The following is a 17255-nucleotide window of genomic DNA, read 5'->3' on the forward strand; positions in this document are numbered from 1 at the left end:
TCGCATGTGATTGAACGAACTTACCTCCTCGGGTAACGTCGTAGCGGAGGACTGCAACCGCGCATTCGTCGTGACTGGGTACCAGCAAAGGCCCCCCGGCATTTTTGGCAGCAGAGAAAGCTGGTTTCTCTGAAGTAGTGACGACAGGCCTAGCCTGTCGGATTCTGAACCCAAGGTCATTAGACTGGGAGCTAAAGGATCGCTGCGACTACTCCTCGGACATATCGAAGGGCACCCGCGGGTGCCTTTTTTTGCGCTCGTTGTTGCCAGTGCTGCCAGTACCAAGCTAGGTAGAATCGACGCTGAGGTTGCAGATGACGATCCGCCGTTTTGGATGCATCAGCTTATTTGTGAATGCGTTAGGCAATTCTCATTTTTTCTGTGAAATTTCTACTGATGAGTCACAGAAAAGATGCAGCTTTAGCTGAAAACACTGGACCGCAGATGTCAGCTTTTTTGTGAGCCTACAAATGAAATGGGGTGACTTGAACAAGCGGCGGCAGTGGTGGCTTACCGGTTTTGTCGCATTAAAAATGTGGAATCAGTGGGCGCTCGTGATGATCTGCGCACTGTTCACGGTTGCTGCGTTCTACTACCCAATGCTTCAGATCCGGGAGCTGTACGGGAACCTCGCTTCAGCCATTTTTTACGCCGCAGCATATTTCCTCTGCGCCAAGCACATTGGATTTTGGATCATCAACCCCATCTGTGGGCTCATCAGCCTAAACGACGTCAAGCGAGCATACGGCCCCCTCACCCGTCGGCATGTCCAGGACTGGGTCGTAGATTGGTGTACTCAGCCGGCCGGGTTCGCTGAGGGATCGCCACTGGACATTGCACAGTTCGCCCGGGCAAATGGCGAAGGCAAGTAGTCTCCTCATATGCTGCTCGGACTCGACTCCCCAGCTGAGTCGAGCCGAGCAGCAGCACCACCTCTCAAATAGCAGCCGCACCCTCTCGTAGTCGCATCTGCGCAGCCACCTGAAAACCATAAGTCATCGATCAATCATCGTCTTTGGCAAGGCCGTAGGTGCTTTGCGCAGGCCCGGGACCGCCGGTAAGGTCGTACAGCTCCTCGACTGTGTAGATGTTGCCGTTATCGCCGAACAGCACATCATTGTCACGGTTGAGCGAAGCTGCAGTGCCCGGCTTCAGCCGGCGGCACCACAGCGCGATGTCTCGGATGAAGAAGCCCGCTGAGATGACTGCAAAAACCAAGAATGTGAACAGCACGCCCTTCGTCACGAGCGCAAGCGCTCCAACGCCTAGGAACGCCAAAAGCCCTTTCGGCACGATGTGGTCAGGGTCTCGCAGATGGCTCAGGCTGCAGCCGAAGGACAACATCACCAGGGCCGCGGCGATCGCTACGCCCACATCTGCTTCAGCGCTTTTTTCGATGGTTCCCCAGATTCCCGCTGCCACGGAGCCTGCAATTGCGGCCAGGTGACGAACCAGCGCCAGCGGGGTGCGACGAATCCTATCCTCGATAGCCCAGAGGGCGCGTGTGGGCGCCATCATCTGGGGTGCCCTGACCATGCCAGCCAGCGCATCCACGGCGGCCTCCATTTTGCGTACAGTCGACGGAGTCACCACCGCCATGGCCGCGAGATCCTGGATCAGCTGCACACAACGTTTGAACTCTGGGGTTGCCTGCTTGATCGAGCCTGGGTTGAGGTCGGCAAGGTCAATACTGCCAGCATACAAACCAAGGTAACCAGCAATCAGGGGCTCGGCTCGTGCCACCTGCTGCTCAACAATTTTGTACAGATTCATCGTTCGTCCATTCGTATGCCCATGCTGCCTCCAGGCTACAGCAACATCTGAGAGTGCAATCGCAACAACCAGACTAGTTCTGTTCGATGCCTGGTATTGTCAACACCTGGTGCTTGCTCCTATTTCAGTACTTTGTTCAGACCGTCACGCAGGCACCGAGCCTGATCTGCGTAACGCTCGGAACGTTCCAGGACCTGACCGCTCGCATTCGTGGTTTGCCAAACGCTGTCCCCAGTGTCCATCTCGTCAACTAGTAGCTCAAGTAGTTGGCTGCTGTCGATCTGCACACTGTAGGTCAGCTCGAACCCCTCCAGTTCTTTCTGTTCAGTGCTCATTTGCTTAGCTCCCTCACGGCGGTCAACTGGGCGCTTCAATCAGCTCGCTATTTTCACTTGCCCAAGGATCTCGGCAGCAGCTAGCTCTTTCGCGACCTTCTTACCTCCAGCCACTGTCTTGGCCGAAAGCACATTTCCATCTACGACGATTCGCGCCTCGCATTCGAACTGCGGAGGAGCAATGCTCAGCTGGGTGAAGACGTAACTGGGCTCCGCCAGCCTGTTTTTTTGTGCCATCTCATTTAGCTGCACGACCGGGTTTGAGCTGCTCACGGAAGTCGCCTCACGTGACTTGGCCAGTCGCTTCAATAGGATGGCCGAAGCAGCTGCTTCAGCGGCCTTCTTGGTTGCACACTCTGGTGAGGTAGCACTTTCGACGTCGCTACCCTTCGGGTGTACAGTCGCGGTGGCTGTGAAGCTTGCAGCATTTGACGGTCCACTCATCGCGACATGCAAATGAGGAGCAGCCCATCCCTGCTTCCGGCAAAGCTCAATTAGCGCACCTTTGTAGTCAGTAGCGCGGGTCGCTGGAGAGCTTGATGTCTGCGTCGGAGCCTCAGGGCTAAGGCTGTTTGTTGGCAAACTCAGATGACGACACAAAATCTCGACCATGGCTTTCTGCTTTGCTACACGCTTCTCGCGGTGCACACCAACTCCCTGAAGACGCCGCCCACTTGCCGAGACAGCAACCACACACTTAAAGCCTCCGTTTACACCGTGCACCGTTTCATCGAGTCCCTCAAAAACTTGAGTCTGGATTCCGTTCATGATGATCCTGACTACGTTGTGAGGGTGCTGGCACATCCAGTTCGAGAAAGCCGCCCCAAGATCTTCGGTGATTGCTTCCTTGGGGATTTGAATCGCAAGTCGATCGACGATGGCGTCCGCAATCGTGTTGTTGTTGAGTCTTCGTATCAATTCAGCCGCTACAGCTTCAGGCAAATGACCGGCGTCTTTCGCGAGCTTCACGGCAGCGCTGAGTACGTTGTCCTCCATGTTGGCCAGGTTCCCACTCGCCACCAAGCGCTGAGCTTTCCGCGCCAGCACCTCCTTGTGGTAGTCGACAGTGGATTCGGATCGCTCTCGCAGCGTTTTGTTGATCGAAGCCGAGATTGTAAGCAGATCTGCTTGCGAATATGGCAGCGGGCAATTGTCGAGATACGCCCGAATCTGGCGAATGTTCACCAAGTCGGCATACCGACGAAGCGGAGAGGTGCCATGGAGGTACAGCGTTAGGCCAAGACCGTAATGCCCACGCGCCACGCCATCGTAAACTGCACGCTCTATGAGAGCCCCTAACTGCGCCCCCACAGAGGATGCGGTCACAAGCCCCTCTTTCAACCACTGCTCGACTGTGTTGGCCAGGTCCAGTGCATGCGGAGCAGATACCCGACTCGCGTGGTTACGGTATACCGCGGGCAGCCCATTCTCAGCCATGAAGAGCGCTATTTGTGAATTCGTCAGAATCATGAATTCTTGCACGATGATGTGCCCGACCATCTGATCCAACGACTCGTACTGGCGAAGGTTGCCCTCCTCATCCGAGAGCATGAGCTTGCGAATGTCGAAAAGGGCAAGCGCTCCTTTCGATCGGCGGCGCTGCAGCAAAAGCGTCGAAACCCTACTGAGGAGCTCTACCATTTCACGCAAAGGGTTTTGGGTACCTCGGGCTATCTCCGGAATGGCCTCATATGTAAGACGCGTGTTGACGGTGATAACCTGGCTGCTAGGTTCAAAACCGACGACCTCAAGCGAGCTATTGAGCGTGATTGTAAAAACCATCGCTTGCCGTGGTTGCCCCGCGACAAGACTACTTTGATCTGCGCCGATGTGCCGTGGCAGCATTGTTTGCACTGCACGATCTCGGGCATAGATCGAGGCGGCCCGCTCAAACGCCACCTTGTCGTCATGAGAGCCGACCCCAACCTTCGCAGAAGGATCAGCGATGGCAACTGATATGATGTACAGATCGCCGCTCTGGGTAATCGATATCGCGTCGTCAATATCAAGCGTTTTCTGGGAATCGATGGTCACGAACAATGGTGAAGTCACGGTGGATCCTTGGCCTATCAAGCTATGTGTGGATTCTACACTGGAAGCAGTCAGATGGCGGTCATGCCGCCAATTCAACAAGTGGGATTCGATTCATGTGCATCGTGTAGCCCGTGCGCCGCTCAAGAGCGACGTACTGCTCGAAAAGCTCCGGGTGATGAACTCGCCCGTTACGCAAGTCGGGCTTAGACGCCATCACGCAAAAAACGCAGCTCAATCGATCATTACCGAGGGCATAGGCGTAATGAGGCTTCTGACCAGCTGCAGCGATGGCGTCGAAAACTTCATCTGTCTGCATGTCATGCACCGGCAACCACTCGTACCAGGTCAAGACTGAGTTGCTGATCTTCATCCGGCTGAACACCGCCCGCTTCGCTCGCCCTGGGGACTCTTGAGCGCGCAGGCCTAGGCAGTTGACGATCGTCTTGAAGCCATTGGCCTTTGCATAGCTTCTGACCTCACGTTGGATGGGGCCTCGTTTCAAGTCGCTCGTGCATTGGCGAGTAGATGCAGATGGCCAGCTCGGTACCTCGGGGCGAGTCTCGAACCGGCGCTCTACCATTTCCAACAGCGTCTTCGCGGCTGTGGCAACGATGAAGGGAAGGCCGGCTGCGGCAGCTTGATCACGGGCCAGCTCCATCGCCCCTGGCCACTCCATCGCGCCGAGCGAAGCATGGACAACCACCAGTTGGCGTGCAGGCACACGCTTAAGCAGATGGACCAGTTGCACCTGGGAATCCTTACCGCCCGAATGGTTCGCCACAAACAGCGCACCATTGGCGATCAACTGGTCAAGCTCGGCTTCCGAGCTGTCACGAATCTCATCCCCGAAAAGCAAGCCCTGCTGTTGATAGCGTTCCATTTCCTGCGGCCTCATTGATAAATGTCAATGAGCAAAGATTAAACTATAGAACAATCATATTCAACGAAAGATTGTCCTATAGACTAATCTTTACCGAGAAATCGAGGCTTGGTGCTAACGCCCGTGCTTGACCAAAAGCTCGTCGACCGCCCTGGCCAGGTCGGCCTCAGTTCGCTGGAGCGTCAGAATCAATTCTGCGCTGGCAGCTGTATCATCGTGCGCGTACTTCAAATGTTCTGCACGTGCGCCCCTGAAGCGGTTGATCGCGTCTGCGGTGTTCTGATCCAGGTGCAAGCTGAGCGGCAGCTTCAGTGCGCCGGTGCTTGATCTAGCCATGTCGTTGCTCCATTTTTCTCGATGAAAACCTTGACCTTCCCCCCTCTGATCCAACGTGTCGATCAGACGCTTCCGCCATGGCTGTAGGAAATTTCAGCAAACCACCTAGCGGCGAATGAACTGCTCGTATGCACTTCACACTGTGCAGTGCACAGCGCATACTGTGACCGGCGCTTTTGCGAGCGCACTAAGCATGGAACATTTCCATTTCACCCCTGTAAACATTGGCTTGTAAACCACTTTTTTGACTTGTAAACCACTGTGGTTTACAGTGAAAAAAAGTAGTTAACACGAGGCCAGCACATGCCGAATTTACAAGACGAAGCTAAGGCCTACATTGAGTCCGTTTTAGGTGTGGCAGCGCAGATGACTCCGGTGCCACTCCGGGTCCCCTACACCATCCGGGACAGCTACAAGACCTACGAGTTGAGCGTTCCAATGGGCAACAATTCGGCGTTCAACATGATGCTGCTGGTCTCCCGTGATGATGTTGAGTACCCAGGCATCGTGAAGCTGCAGAAGCACATCGAGCTGGTGCGCAACGTCACCAACCAGGTCGTGGTGTACGTCTGCTGGACCTTGTCGATTCAAGACCGCCGCAGCCTGATCATGCACCAGGTCAATTTCATCCAACCCAACTTCCAGATGTTCATACCGGAGATGGCTCTGGACCTGCGTGAAAGCTTCCGACAGCGGCGAGAGCAAAGCGAGGTCGCCGCCCTCCTCCCCGCGGCTCAGGCCATGCTTCTCTCGTGCCTCTATGCCGGGATACCCGACGAAACCTACTTCACCACGAACGCTTTGCTAGGGGACCTGGGCTACAGTCGCGTGACCCTCTCGAAGGCAGTGGATCAGCTGACATCGTTGGGGGTGATCAGTCCTGCGAAAAGCGAGCTGCCTTGGAAGACCTACGCCTTCAACGGGTCGCCTGCAGAGGTGTTCCAAAAGGCCAAAAAGCACCTGCGGTCCCCCGTCAAAAAGCGAATCGGTATCACCCGAAATGCAATCCCCAAGGCGCCTGGAGTTTTCCTCGCTGGAGAAACTGCCCTGGCCAAGTACACGATGCTGGCGGAGCCTAAGCAGGCCGTCTGGGGAATGAGCAAGAAACTGTTCAGTGACATGCTGGCGCGTAATGCGTTCGAGGTCGTCGAGTCGGTGGACACGATCGAGGAGTGGGTGGAGATCTGGTCGTATCCGTCCCTCAACGGAGCGCAGTATTTTGCAGACGCAGCGTCGCTGTTTTTGAGCTTGGAAGACAACCCCGACGAACGCATTCAGATTGCGTTGGATGAACTCAAGGAGCAGGTAAATTGGTTAGCGTGAAAGGTTTAGATTTGTTCGCCAAGCACTTTCGCGACTTCCGCGATCGCTACGTCCTGATCGGTGGCGTTGCCTCTGCTCTGGCGATGGAAGACGCGGGAGAGAGCTTCAGGGCCACGAAAGACCTAGACATCGTGCTCGTGATTGAGGCTCTGGACTCCCATTTTGTTAACAGGTTCTGGGAGTTCATAAAGGCCGGCGGCTATGAGATCAAACAAAGAGGGGGTGACAGGCCGGTCTTCTACAGATTCCAGAATCCCGCCGACGAAACCTACCCGGTAATGATCGAACTATTCTCTCGTGCACCGGATGGCCTTGAGCATGAGGAAAACGCAACGCTGACCCCAATCCCCACAGATGAGTCGGTTTCGAGTTTGAGCGCTATCCTGCTCGATGAAGACTATTACACCCTGTTGCGTTCCGGCCGCCATCAGAGCGAGGAGCTGACATACATCAGCGCTGATCGTCTTATCCCCTTCAAAGCTAAGGCCTGGCTCGACTTGTCTCAGCGCAAGGCAAACGGTGAAGCAGTTGACTCGAAGAACGTCAGGAAGCATCGGAACGATGTCCTGGCCCTGGCGGGCCTGCTGACTGGCGAGGTGATTGAGTTGCCCGCAAGCATTACTGCAGACATGGCGCTATTCCTTGAGCGCCTGGCGGTCGAAGAGATCGACTTCAAAGCGCTCAAGATTCGGGGTGACCTCAAGACCATCATCGGCCGAATTGCAGAATCCTTCGGCCTTCAGCCGACCTCATAACGCCGGCAATTCCTCAAAGCCTTTCCCAGCGCCCGGCCCCAGTTCGGGCGCAGCGAAAGCGACGACCGCGTTGATGAACTCCTTCCACTGGTCAAGTGTGAAGCGCATCGGTTCTAACAGCTGGCCGGTTTCTGTCCAGAGCCCGCAGCTATCCAGCTCCAAAAATTCTCCATGCTCAACGCTCCACCAGGATCCGGTCATCGAGGTGCCCCAATCGAGGCGCCCAGCGAAGAATGGCATGTTGAACATCAACAAGAACCAGAGGTGCCCGTCTTTGGTAGTAACGTACTCCCGCATCGTTCGATTGCCCAGCGCAGCGCAGACCTCTACAGCTTTGGCAGCGAACAGCTCGTCAGCACTGGGTGAATCCGTAGTGAACCCGAAAACGTGCTCCGCGAGATATCCCAGGCGGCTTACAGACGTGTGAGCCATCTGAAGAAAGCTCCGCTCAAGCAGTTGCGAGTAATCCATGTTGCTTACCTCGTATGAGCCCGCATTCGCTGGGCATGCGCCAGCAGCTCTGGGCAGATGACCCGCCACACAGGTGCGTCTTCAAAACCAGCAGGTTCAACCCTGCCAGTGTCTTCAAACTTTCCGGATGCCAGGTGCAGATCCAAGACCTGATCGGGCAGTTGCCAGGCGTGGATACACACCTCATCGACCGCCAACTCGGCCTCCACGAGGTTTGTTGTGAGCACGCCCCAGTGCTCACCATCCTCGTAGAGCAGCTCCAGGGCTAGCCGCCCGTTTGGGTACAGCCGTGGCCGCAATTTCGACAGCTGCATGATGCTCTCCCCCGGGGCTATTTGACCGTTGCTGTCTCGGTGACCACAAACGGGACCACGCTGCCCAACGTAACACCGGCCAGGCCTTGTTTGCCGTCTTCACCGATCACATAGCCCTTCAGCTCTCGCTGATCAGCTCCGTCGCAGGACAGTGTGGCGGTAGAAGTCTCATGCTTGAGCTGGCGGCTGTTCCATTTCAGAGGAATGCCCAGGGCGCATTCATTTCCGGCCAGGACCTGAGACATTTCATATTCCACTTTGCCAAACCCTCCAGCCCGGTACTCGGTTGGCAGAACCGAGCCGAGCGCAGGATCACCGAGGTGATACAGCTTGACGTAGAGGGTCGAGCCAGTCGGAATGGTGACATTGATCTTTTTGTCATTGCACCCTGCCAGCGACAGAGCGACACAACCGAGCACAGCAATCTTTCGAAGTGGTGACATGCTTTTTCCAGTGAGTGTATGAACGTTCGAACCTGTGTAGCTGATCAAGCTCACGACAGAGCAGGTGCACAGCCCGGCGAATCTTCGGGGTTGTTGGGGAGTAGCTGGTAAGGACCGTTGCCAGTCGACTGGGCCGAGGGCGACGCTGAGTCTTCTTCCGTACCGTAGTACGTGGCATGCGCAGCTGAATTACATTTTGGGCAGGGAATGTCGCCTCCATGGAGAAGAGCACCTCCAGGCTCATCGCAGCTATCCTCATCCCAGAGAAAACCGTCGACGCACTGCGCATCGGGATAGGCCGCACCGAAATGCCTGCCTTGGTAATCACACCCTAGAGCTTCGTCACTTGCCATACACACCCCCAGACACAAGCAAATTGATACATAACACGTACGTATAACTGATGTTACCACAGCCTGAGGACAGATAGATTTAGGGAATTAAACCTGTCGCAAGGGAAATAAAGCTGTCGCGGGTAACCCTGTTCGTGACCAATCCGGGTTGGCGGGGTGCAGTGATGCACGCCGTTGTCCCGACTTGGAATTACGCCTCAGAATCTAATTGACAGGTGTGTCACGCTGTATAGGCTTGTAGTCGAGGACTGCAACTGCGCATCCGTTGGGACTGGGTACCAGCAAGGCCCCCCCGCAATTTCGGCAGCAGAGAATGCTGGTTTCTCTGAAGTAGTGACGACGGGCATAGCCGGTCGGATTCTGAACCCAAGGTCGCAAGGCTGGGAGTTAAAGGATCGCTGCGACTACTCCTCGAACCTTCCGAAAAGGCACCTTTGGGTGCCTTTTTTACACCTTATTTCTGGCAATGTTTGCTCAACCGCAACCTTTGAACGATGACGCGGGATCAGTCGCTGAGGGGCCAACCCATCCATGCTGTTGCGTATCCAACCTGATGAATCTTTGCGCTCATATGTTGACCGCAATTTGCTCGTGAATTTTATGGACTGGAGGGTAGACAGGTTACGATGGCTTTCTGAAGGGGAGATTACTCACCAAGCAGTTAAGGTGATCGCCTCAACGATGGGTTGGCAAGGATGCTATGGCTTCAACCGCTTGCTGCACGAACACACTCAATTGCCCCTGCAGTTTGTTATCAGGGATACCCGAGATGCCAGTTATTCTCGAACGGCGTATCTCAAACCCCGAATGGCGATTACTAATTCCGACTTGCACGCCTACTGCCCGGAATGCGTCAGGCAGGACGTGCAGGATTTGGGCTTTTCCTACTGGCGACGAAATTTCCCTGATCATGTGAGCGTGTGTGCCACACACAATGTGGTGCTGCTGTCCACTTGCCCATATTGCGATCAACCTTTCTCATCAAAAGGCCACAATCTCGATGTGATGTGGAGAAAGTGTTCTGGGCGACACCTCGGTAACGCAGAGAGCGTAATGAACTTGGATGAAGATGCTCTCAAACATGCTCGCTTCGTAGAAGCGCTATGCGCTTATGAATTCTCCATTTCAATCCATTCTGCAGTGGCCATTCTCTCCGATAAGTTGCGCAGCCTCAAGAAACTGACGAAGCGGATGAAATCTGAGCGGACAGCCATGATTGAGTATCTCGATCGGATTTCAAATAATTTGGAAGAAAAAAGATTTGAGAGTCCTGTTGTAAAGACGGAATTTTTCCCCGAAGAAATTTTGAAAATCGTGGTTTATGCCTATGAGACTTTCGATGAATTTGTTGTTGATTTGTACGAGTATGATAAAGATTTGATTCCTATTGAGTCTCTATGGCGAAATTATGGTAATGGTAGGTATGCGACCACTTGTCGGGAATAGCTGACTGAGCGTTGCTGCACTTGCATGTTAAGTCTTGGTCGATTGGGTAACAATTTCTAGTAGGTTTCGTGCTTCTGGGTAGCGATTCCTTTTTTCTAGGCACCGATGCAGTGTGGGCACCAACGCGAAAATATGACTAGCTCGAACAGGGAAATTCGTGGCCGAGTATTTCAGTCTTTGAATGCTCAATTCAATTGATTCGCATAGTTGCCTGTCGCGAGCACTCCAATCGATTTTTTGATTGTTGCCTACGCGACCACTTGGCATCCGCTTAGTTTGAGCCATCAACCAGTCATTATCGTTCCGGTATAGCCATTGATAGACCTTGGGGAGCATTGATCTCAGGCTTTTCGGACTGGCGTCTGGATTCATGCCGATGGCGCTAACCCACTCCGCACGGTGATTGTGTAGCAGTAGCTCCCTGCGCTGAGTTGTCCAAGCAGCCATCAGTAGAGGATCAGCACTTAGGATCCTGTTTATTGTAGAAACCGAAACGTCATATCGTTCCGCTATGGAATGTTTCTCCACTCCTTTGCCCAAGCAACCCAAGATTTGTTCCCGAAGCTCGGGTTTCAGCTTTTTAGGCTTCAGTTTTTTGAAGACTCTATCCCTGATTTCCTGACCTTTAAATCGGTGTGCTGCTTTATCGCCTACTGCTCGTCTTCCGTGGTCTGGAGACTGTACTGGGGTTTCCTGATCCCCTGGAGACTGAAATCTTTTTAACGCACATAAAAACGGCGCAAACTCGCCGAATATACAGGTGATCAAAATCAGATGTTTGAGCGGATGGGAGTAAACGCGCGGTGTACGGGTCAGACTCTGTATAAAAGTTTCAGCTCTCTTTGGAGTGGTCGGAAGCGAGGCCAGTGGAAGATACGGTTGCAGTTGTGAAGCGAACGAAGCTAGGTCTGCTTGGGCATCAAAGCATGCTTCTGTATTGACTGAGAGGCGACGAATAGCTTCGTTATAAGCAGCCGTGACATTTTCTGGACGAAATTGCTCAGAAATGCCTAGCTTGGCTAACTCAATCACTGAGTGTCCTAAACGCTTGAGGGTTTGTACCACTGTCGGGCATACGGGCTGCTCTGCAACGCTCGCTATTAGGTGCTCGGCAGGTAATACCCAGTGCGCAGAGTCCGACCACTGCCGGTTGGCCGAGCAAATCCTGATGAGAGTTCCGTGCTTAGGGCATAACGTGACGCCTGGATACTGATGGGACAGGTGCCAGTAGGCGACCCCATGATTGATACGGTCTTCCCTTAAACATTCGAGGCATGCTTTCAATGGGTGCTCTGCGCCAAAGCGACCGGTCACCAGACCCAGGCGATATTTTAAGGTGCCCAAAGAATTGTTTGAAACTGTATGAAAGACGTCGTCAATTCTTTCCTTGGATTGAAAAGGAAAAAACAACGGCAATATCGTATGTTCTGTAATGATGTTGAATGGGCTTCCCCATACTTCTTTGGCTTTTTGGGGCAAAGAGTTTAGTCTGCTAGGAAAGTCATGCTGCACACTACTTGATCCCTCACCAAATAGCCATGCAGTGGTGCTAGCCTTAGTAACGTGGCACATAAAACGATGCTGACGACAACAAATACTGAAAAAGGTCTCATCCGGTAGCCATCGAACGACAGGGACAGATGCATTTGCAGAATCAGCCATTTCCCTCACCAAACGCTTGTCGTTTTCAACATTTTATTTGATTGGGGCTAAACCCTTAAATTATCAGTTGAGATAAGGGGGTGAAGATATATATCCGATGGGTGTGAGGCGCACGGTTGATCTAGATAATGACCCAAGCTGGACAATTTTGAATCCAGTCGCGACCCAGAGAGGGATGACTTTTCAGTTGTCACCCTGTTAACCACGGCGGTAACATACCCTGCTAAGCGAAGCGCTTTAAAATGTGCACACAGATACGTGTACACCCAGCGAATCCATTGCAGATAGCTGCTAACTATGTCCTAGATTCTTAACACGTATGAATAATAAGGAAGTATTGAATGAAATCTGACTAGTTAATTAGCGCTAGAATTCAGATAGACAAAGGCCCAAGTGCGACCTTGGGCCTCTGTGGATAAGTCAGAATTTAGCGACCTGACCTTTCCATTGTCTATTCCGAACATGCGGGACGTCAAGTCCTGCAGGGCTTCGTTCATCCACAAGAAGGTGAGCGTTATCCACAACCCGCACTCTTGGGTACGCCCGGGAGGCAAGGGCTATAGGGGCATCCAGCAAATTATCCCCAGGCTGGATGACGATCCTAGGTCCGTAGACATTGGACTGTATTGATGACTTTGCAGGAGAGATTTGCCCTCATCAGGAGCCGACAAGCTCACTTCGCGTGGGGCGATATCTACACGCCTTCGATTTTAGCGGTTCCACGAGAAGCCCCTAAGGGCTCTCGTATCAGCAGAATGAATAGCCGGAAGCTCGGCCGTGCGATTCACTCGCTGTCCACCCCAGAAGCGGTGTTCGCACAGCTCGCGCTCTTCCATCCTCAGCTGCTCGATATTCACGAGCAGAAGATGCTGTGGCCATATCACGCCCCGCATCCATTGCACGGGCATCCACTCACCAAAGGACATTTTTCTCATCCTGTCACTGGGACGATGGAAATTGCCAAGCAAATTGGCTTCAAGCATCACCAGGTGGTGATTACCACTAAAGCTGGTAGCCGACAGAGAATGCCCTTTCCCTATCAGGGGGACCTTTTACTGTATTTGATGGGTTCAGATGGGAAACCCTACGCGGTCAATTGGACGGTGAAGGATCAAGCTCATGCCTTCAGCGAGAGGCGCTACTCAGCAGCCAAGACCCCTAATCAGCAAAAAAAGGACCGTGATCATGCTGAGCTACGCACAGCCCTAGAGCAACTGCATTACGCAAGCGGCGGTATCAGGACCGTGCAAATGTCTTTGGATCGTCTGGACCCGATCGTCATGGGCAATCTCGATCTGCTATTTCCGATGCATGGCTTGCCGCTGACCCACGACCCCGAGCTGCTCAGGGAGTTTAGCGCTGAGATTGAGGGCGCTGTGCATGCTGGGGCCTTGATCCACCCCATCATTTACCGGTATGCAGCCCGATGGGGTAAGCGTGACCAGTTTATTGCGAAGGTCTACCAAGACATCTGGGACCGAAAGCTGCCAGTAAATTTCTTCAAGCCGATTCTGATCGACCATCCTCTCGATACCGACGGTGGTGATCTGCTGGCAGCCTACGGCAAATTTTTCTTGGAGATTGAGCCGTGATCACGGGCGCTAGGTTATTTGCGCCTGAAGGTTATCGGAGCCTTGTCAAAGGCCACTATTACCATTTCCTGAACAGTGATGCGGTCCACAACCGGGTGCGCTTGGTGGAGTTCAGTGATCTAGCGAAAGACGTGCGCACCACCTTGATCACCCTCACAAGGTTCGAGTTCGAAGAAGCGCTCGAAGCGGGTGCGCTGCTGGCGTCAGGGGAGACGGACAAATTTCCGCCATGGCTGGAACCGATTAAGGGGATCGCAATTTCAGATCGTGAAACGAAGCGGGTTTCTGCTAAGGAAACCTACGACCAAAAGGTCAACCGCCGTTTTCTGGCTATCTCAGGCCTGATGGTTCGTCTCCAGGAGGTTCTAGCCAGTGACGATCCGGACGCTGTAATTAACGCTCATGCCAAAAGCCAGTCGCCTCAGCAAAATGCAGCTCGCTTGAGGTTGTGGTTCTACACTTACATTACTTTTGGACAAAACAAGTGGGCTCTCATGCCTCCCCTGCACCGCATCGGGAGGTGGGACAGGGAGGGGCCGGGGAAATTACGCAGGCTGGGCCGGCCATCACCCAATGGCAAAGAGTGGGGTTACCGGGCCGATAGCGCCATGAGGGAAAGAATCCTTTCTGCGTATCTTAGGTTCCGTTCCGCTGACAAAACATATAGTCAAGTTTACCGAAAAATCCTTACAGAGGAATTTGGTTGCGTTTCCGTTGAACGAAATGGAGTAGCATTTTTCATCAATCGTAAAGGGCACCCATTTCCAACTATTGACCAAGTGCGTTACTGCATCGAACAACAAGTTAGCGCTAAAGAGAAATCTATTGGCGTAAGAGGTAAACAAAAGACCCGCGACCAGAGCGGCAGTTTGGGCAGTTTCTCAGAACGCTTGACGAATCTAAATCAGCAGGTCGAGTTTGATGGTTACTACATAGTTGAAAAACTTTCGGGCCTGACAGAGGGTAGCCCCGTTGACGGATTTTGCGTCGTTCGTGCCGTGTGTGGATTGTCCGGAATGGTGGTTGGCATTGGATTTGCCGAAGGTAAAGAAACCAAAGAAGCTTATCGGATGTGTCTGTTTTCCATGGCTGTCGACAAAGTATGGTTTTGTGGGCTTTTCGGAGTAACCATCAAACCGGACTGGTGGCCCTGCGAAGGCTTGGCAGGTGGGCTGGTGTTTGATCGAGGTCCTGCAGCAGCCCTGGACACGGAGCCTGAGATCCACTGGCTAGGCACACTTGAAAATACGCCAGTTTTTTCTGGCCAGTCTAAAGCTACGGTTGAGTCATCGCACCCGCGAGCAAAATCCGACCTCGATCAACCCACCTATGTTCATAGCACACTGAATTTTGTCCAAATGGCCCGCAGGGAGATTCACCAAGTCCTGAAAGACAACCGGTCGTCTGACGCAAGTGGCCGCATGGAAACCGAAATGTATTGGTGCGGAATAAAGCCCACCCCGCTGGGTATCTGGAATTACTGGGACAGCCGCTTCCGTAATTCTGCAATCGGGATGCAGCAAGAGGTTGCCATAAAGAGCTTCCTGTCTGTGCACCCGGCCGTTGTACGTCAAGACGCAGTCTATCTGTACGGGCGCAAGTATAGGTCTGTTGATTTGATCAATACCGGGATATTTGATCGAGTTGCTAGGAGCAGCGTTATTGAAGTTGATGTATATGTACTGACTATGTGCGTTCGGCATATATGGATTGAGGTAGGAGGCACACTGTTCGAACTGGACTTTGTAACGACGCAAAGGACCGTTGACGGTGATCGGGACATATCATTACGTGATCTTCAGTCACTAGATGCCTTAAGGCGAAAATCTCAAACTTTGCTTCGTAATGAGATGCCGGCAATTCATCAATTTCACGATGATAGATTCAAAGAAGATACCGGTGAAGAGTGTAAAGGTGGCGTGAGAAGAATTGGTCGACCACCTAAATCGGCATCTGCGCAGCGAGATACAGATGACTATGATCGATTCCGAGGTAAAGCCAAATGAATGAGGCCATTGCGAGTTGGTTCGACGGCTGCCAAACGGCTGATCAGGTCCGCCAGATCATCACGCGTCGACCTGAGCCATTGGAAAGTCTGTACGAAATTGAACCTCGGTTGGCGGCAGAGGTGCTGTCTCAAGCATTGCGTGAATCGTTCATTCCCAACGCATTTACGATTGAGTTCATCCAGGAGATGGTGGGGCGCGCAGCGCTGCATGCGCGAGCATTGTTCTCTTCTGAGCGCGAGTACGCCCGAGGGCTCTATGAAGCACCTGCAGTCGATGCTGTGCCGGTGTGTTTTACAGGGCTTGCAGGGGTTGGGAAGAGCCAGACCATTGCTGCGCTGCGCAAGGTTCTGCCTGGCCCCGTTGATCTGTCCTGCGATCACTTCCAGGGTGAGCTACCGTTGCGGTCGCATTGGTATGCAAGCGCCCGAGGTACCACCAATGCTAAGGCCCTTCTTCGAGAGTTCGTTGAGTTGCCTCTGTCGCGACTGACCGTTGCTGAGCTGCTGAGTGAATGCCGGCGTAGGGCGAATCGTGATGGGGTATCGTTAGTCATCCTGGATGAAATGCAGTACATCCAAAAGGGGCTTGGTGCAGCGAAGGTTACCGATATCCTCTTGAACATGGCTGGTATCGGTCCGCCAATGGTCTACGTGTGCAATTACAGCTTGGGTCACAAGTTGTTTGAGAGAAACAATGAGGATCAGCAGCGCTTGCTGACGGACCCAAGAATCATGCTTCCCGATGAGCCTGGCAGTTCCGACTGGAAAGCTTTCATTGATGAATGTGTTCGCGTGGGCAATGGCGCGATTCGCGGTAATCAGGGTGAATTGGCAAGGGAAATTTACCGTTGCACCTTCGGTATCAAGCGCCTGGCGGTGGAGTTGTTGAAGCAGGCGTACATTGAGTGCCGCAGTGCAGGCCGTCATGCGGCCTCCCTTCAAGACATCGGCCATGCTTACCGCTCAGCGGCTTACACGTCCAGTGCCAAACAGGTCGAACACCTTCAAAAATTGGCTCTGGGTGGTCGGGTGTCCAAACAGCATCCAGACCTGCGGTGTCCGTTTGACCTGCCAGCCGCGTTCACGTCCAACGTAGTGAAATTTGCGCGAGCTGAACGGCAGGACCGAGTCACCCAGAAGGTTTTCGACTCATCGCTCACTGCGTCGGAACGATCTGTAAAAAAGCAACTTGATGCCTCAGCGAATGCTCTGCAGAAGCCGACTGCGCGCCCGCGGCGGACTCCGGTTGAGGAGCTCTCCGAGGAAGAGCAGGCCAAAGCTTTCTTTGCCTTGATGGAGGACGACAAGGACCCCAAACCCAAGTGATGGTGTGGCGAAGAATTCCGTTCGCGGGCCCTATGATTGCTGGCGTGTAAACCTATTTTTTTCACTGTTAACCAGAGTGGTTTACAGTGAAAAAAACAGGTTTACACGCCTGAGTTAGCGAGGGGCAGGTACACCAGGATAGAGCACCTGAGCTCGGATGCATCTCCGACGCCGCTGAAATGTGCTATCACGTGCCAGTACAAG

16 protein-coding genes are annotated in these 17255 nt (G+C 53.3%); 7 read left to right on the forward strand and 9 right to left on the reverse strand.

From position 1 onward, the window contains the following. The first annotated feature begins 470 nt into the window (after positions 1-470). Positions 471-872 carry a hypothetical protein gene (locus ACE4QZ_RS00160; RefSeq protein WP_225786316.1) on the forward strand — a complete coding sequence of 134 codons (402 nt, stop codon included), beginning with the start codon at positions 471-473 and terminating at the stop codon, positions 870-872. Positions 873-1002: 130 nt separating this feature from the next. Here the strand turns inward: ACE4QZ_RS00160 and ACE4QZ_RS00165 are convergent, their stop codons facing one another. The 5 genes from ACE4QZ_RS00165 to ACE4QZ_RS00185 all read right to left on the reverse strand — a co-directional run bounded on the left by ACE4QZ_RS00165 (position 1003) and on the right by ACE4QZ_RS00185 (position 5358). Further along, a complete protein-coding gene (locus tag ACE4QZ_RS00165; protein ID WP_181718353.1) occupies positions 1003-1773 on the reverse strand; it encodes a hypothetical protein in 771 nt (256 codons plus the stop codon). Between the two features lie 119 nt (positions 1774-1892). Further along, positions 1893-2108, reverse strand: coding sequence for a hypothetical protein (locus ACE4QZ_RS00170; protein WP_110765354.1), 216 nt, complete (start codon positions 2106-2108; stop codon positions 1893-1895). A gap of 39 nt (positions 2109-2147) precedes the next feature. Continuing rightward, complete coding sequence (locus ACE4QZ_RS00175) at positions 2148-4160, reverse strand: RNB domain-containing ribonuclease (RefSeq protein WP_181718351.1); 2013 nt, start codon at positions 4158-4160, stop codon at positions 2148-2150. A gap of 61 nt (positions 4161-4221) precedes the next feature. After that, positions 4222-5022: a phosphoadenosine phosphosulfate reductase family protein gene (locus ACE4QZ_RS00180; RefSeq protein ID WP_181718350.1), complete on the reverse strand. Its 801-nt coding sequence runs from the start codon at positions 5020-5022 to the stop codon at positions 4222-4224. Positions 5023-5136: 114 nt separating this feature from the next. Continuing rightward, positions 5137-5358 (reverse strand): hypothetical protein, encoded by a 222-nt coding sequence (locus ACE4QZ_RS00185; RefSeq protein ID WP_181718349.1) that lies wholly within the window; start codon positions 5356-5358, stop codon positions 5137-5139. A gap of 303 nt (positions 5359-5661) precedes the next feature. On the opposite strand from ACE4QZ_RS00185, the gene ACE4QZ_RS00190 reads away from it, so the two are divergent. Then, positions 5662-6681, forward strand: a complete 1020-nt coding sequence (locus ACE4QZ_RS00190; protein WP_181718348.1) for a hypothetical protein — start codon at positions 5662-5664, stop codon at positions 6679-6681. Continuing rightward, positions 6678-7436, forward strand: a complete 759-nt coding sequence (locus ACE4QZ_RS00195) for a hypothetical protein (RefSeq protein ID WP_410480281.1) — start codon at positions 6678-6680, stop codon at positions 7434-7436. The genes ACE4QZ_RS00190 and ACE4QZ_RS00195 overlap by 4 nt, the downstream gene beginning before the upstream one ends. Here ACE4QZ_RS00195 and ACE4QZ_RS00200 read toward each other — a convergent pair. Genes ACE4QZ_RS00200 through ACE4QZ_RS00210 form a run of 3 tightly spaced genes read right to left on the reverse strand, consistent with a single transcriptional unit; the run spans position 7431 to position 8718 of the window. Next, positions 7431-7907, reverse strand: coding sequence for a hypothetical protein (locus ACE4QZ_RS00200; protein ID WP_023383600.1), 477 nt, complete (start codon positions 7905-7907; stop codon positions 7431-7433). The two genes, ACE4QZ_RS00195 and ACE4QZ_RS00200, sit on opposite strands and share 6 nt — an antisense overlap. A gap of 5 nt (positions 7908-7912) precedes the next feature. Next, complete coding sequence (locus tag ACE4QZ_RS00205; protein ID WP_023383599.1) at positions 7913-8221, reverse strand: hypothetical protein; 309 nt, start codon at positions 8219-8221, stop codon at positions 7913-7915. Between the two features lie 17 nt (positions 8222-8238). Further along, complete coding sequence (locus ACE4QZ_RS00210; protein ID WP_373939487.1) at positions 8239-8718, reverse strand: hypothetical protein; 480 nt, start codon at positions 8716-8718, stop codon at positions 8239-8241. Positions 8719-9548: 830 nt separating this feature from the next. Between ACE4QZ_RS00210 and ACE4QZ_RS00215 the strand changes: the two genes are divergently transcribed. Beyond that, positions 9549-10463, forward strand: coding sequence for a TniQ family protein (locus ACE4QZ_RS00215; RefSeq protein ID WP_110765414.1), 915 nt, complete (start codon positions 9549-9551; stop codon positions 10461-10463). A gap of 27 nt (positions 10464-10490) precedes the next feature. On the opposite strand, the gene ACE4QZ_RS00220 is transcribed toward ACE4QZ_RS00215, so the two are convergent. Continuing rightward, positions 10491-12125, reverse strand: coding sequence for a TnsD family Tn7-like transposition protein (locus tag ACE4QZ_RS00220; RefSeq protein ID WP_082422064.1), 1635 nt, complete (start codon positions 12123-12125; stop codon positions 10491-10493). 629 nt (positions 12126-12754) lie between these two features. Here ACE4QZ_RS00220 and ACE4QZ_RS00225 point away from each other — a divergent pair. Genes ACE4QZ_RS00225 through ACE4QZ_RS00235 form a run of 3 tightly spaced genes read left to right on the forward strand, consistent with a single transcriptional unit; the run spans position 12755 to position 17051 of the window. Next, positions 12755-13717, forward strand: a complete 963-nt coding sequence (locus tag ACE4QZ_RS00225; RefSeq protein ID WP_060519787.1) for a hypothetical protein — start codon at positions 12755-12757, stop codon at positions 13715-13717. Beyond that, positions 13714-15723 (forward strand): transposase, encoded by a 2010-nt coding sequence (locus tag ACE4QZ_RS00230; RefSeq protein WP_165961575.1) that lies wholly within the window; start codon positions 13714-13716, stop codon positions 15721-15723. The genes ACE4QZ_RS00225 and ACE4QZ_RS00230 overlap by 4 nt, the downstream gene beginning before the upstream one ends. Further along, complete coding sequence (locus tag ACE4QZ_RS00235) at positions 15720-17051, forward strand: hypothetical protein (RefSeq protein WP_060519786.1); 1332 nt, start codon at positions 15720-15722, stop codon at positions 17049-17051. Before ACE4QZ_RS00230 ends, ACE4QZ_RS00235 begins: the two co-directional genes overlap by 4 nt. Positions 17052-17255: the final 204 nt, after the last annotated feature.

Source organism: Pseudomonas sp. DCA-1 (assembly GCF_046523955.1).
Lineage (GTDB): Bacteria > Pseudomonadota > Gammaproteobacteria > Pseudomonadales > Pseudomonadaceae > Aquipseudomonas > Aquipseudomonas putida_Y.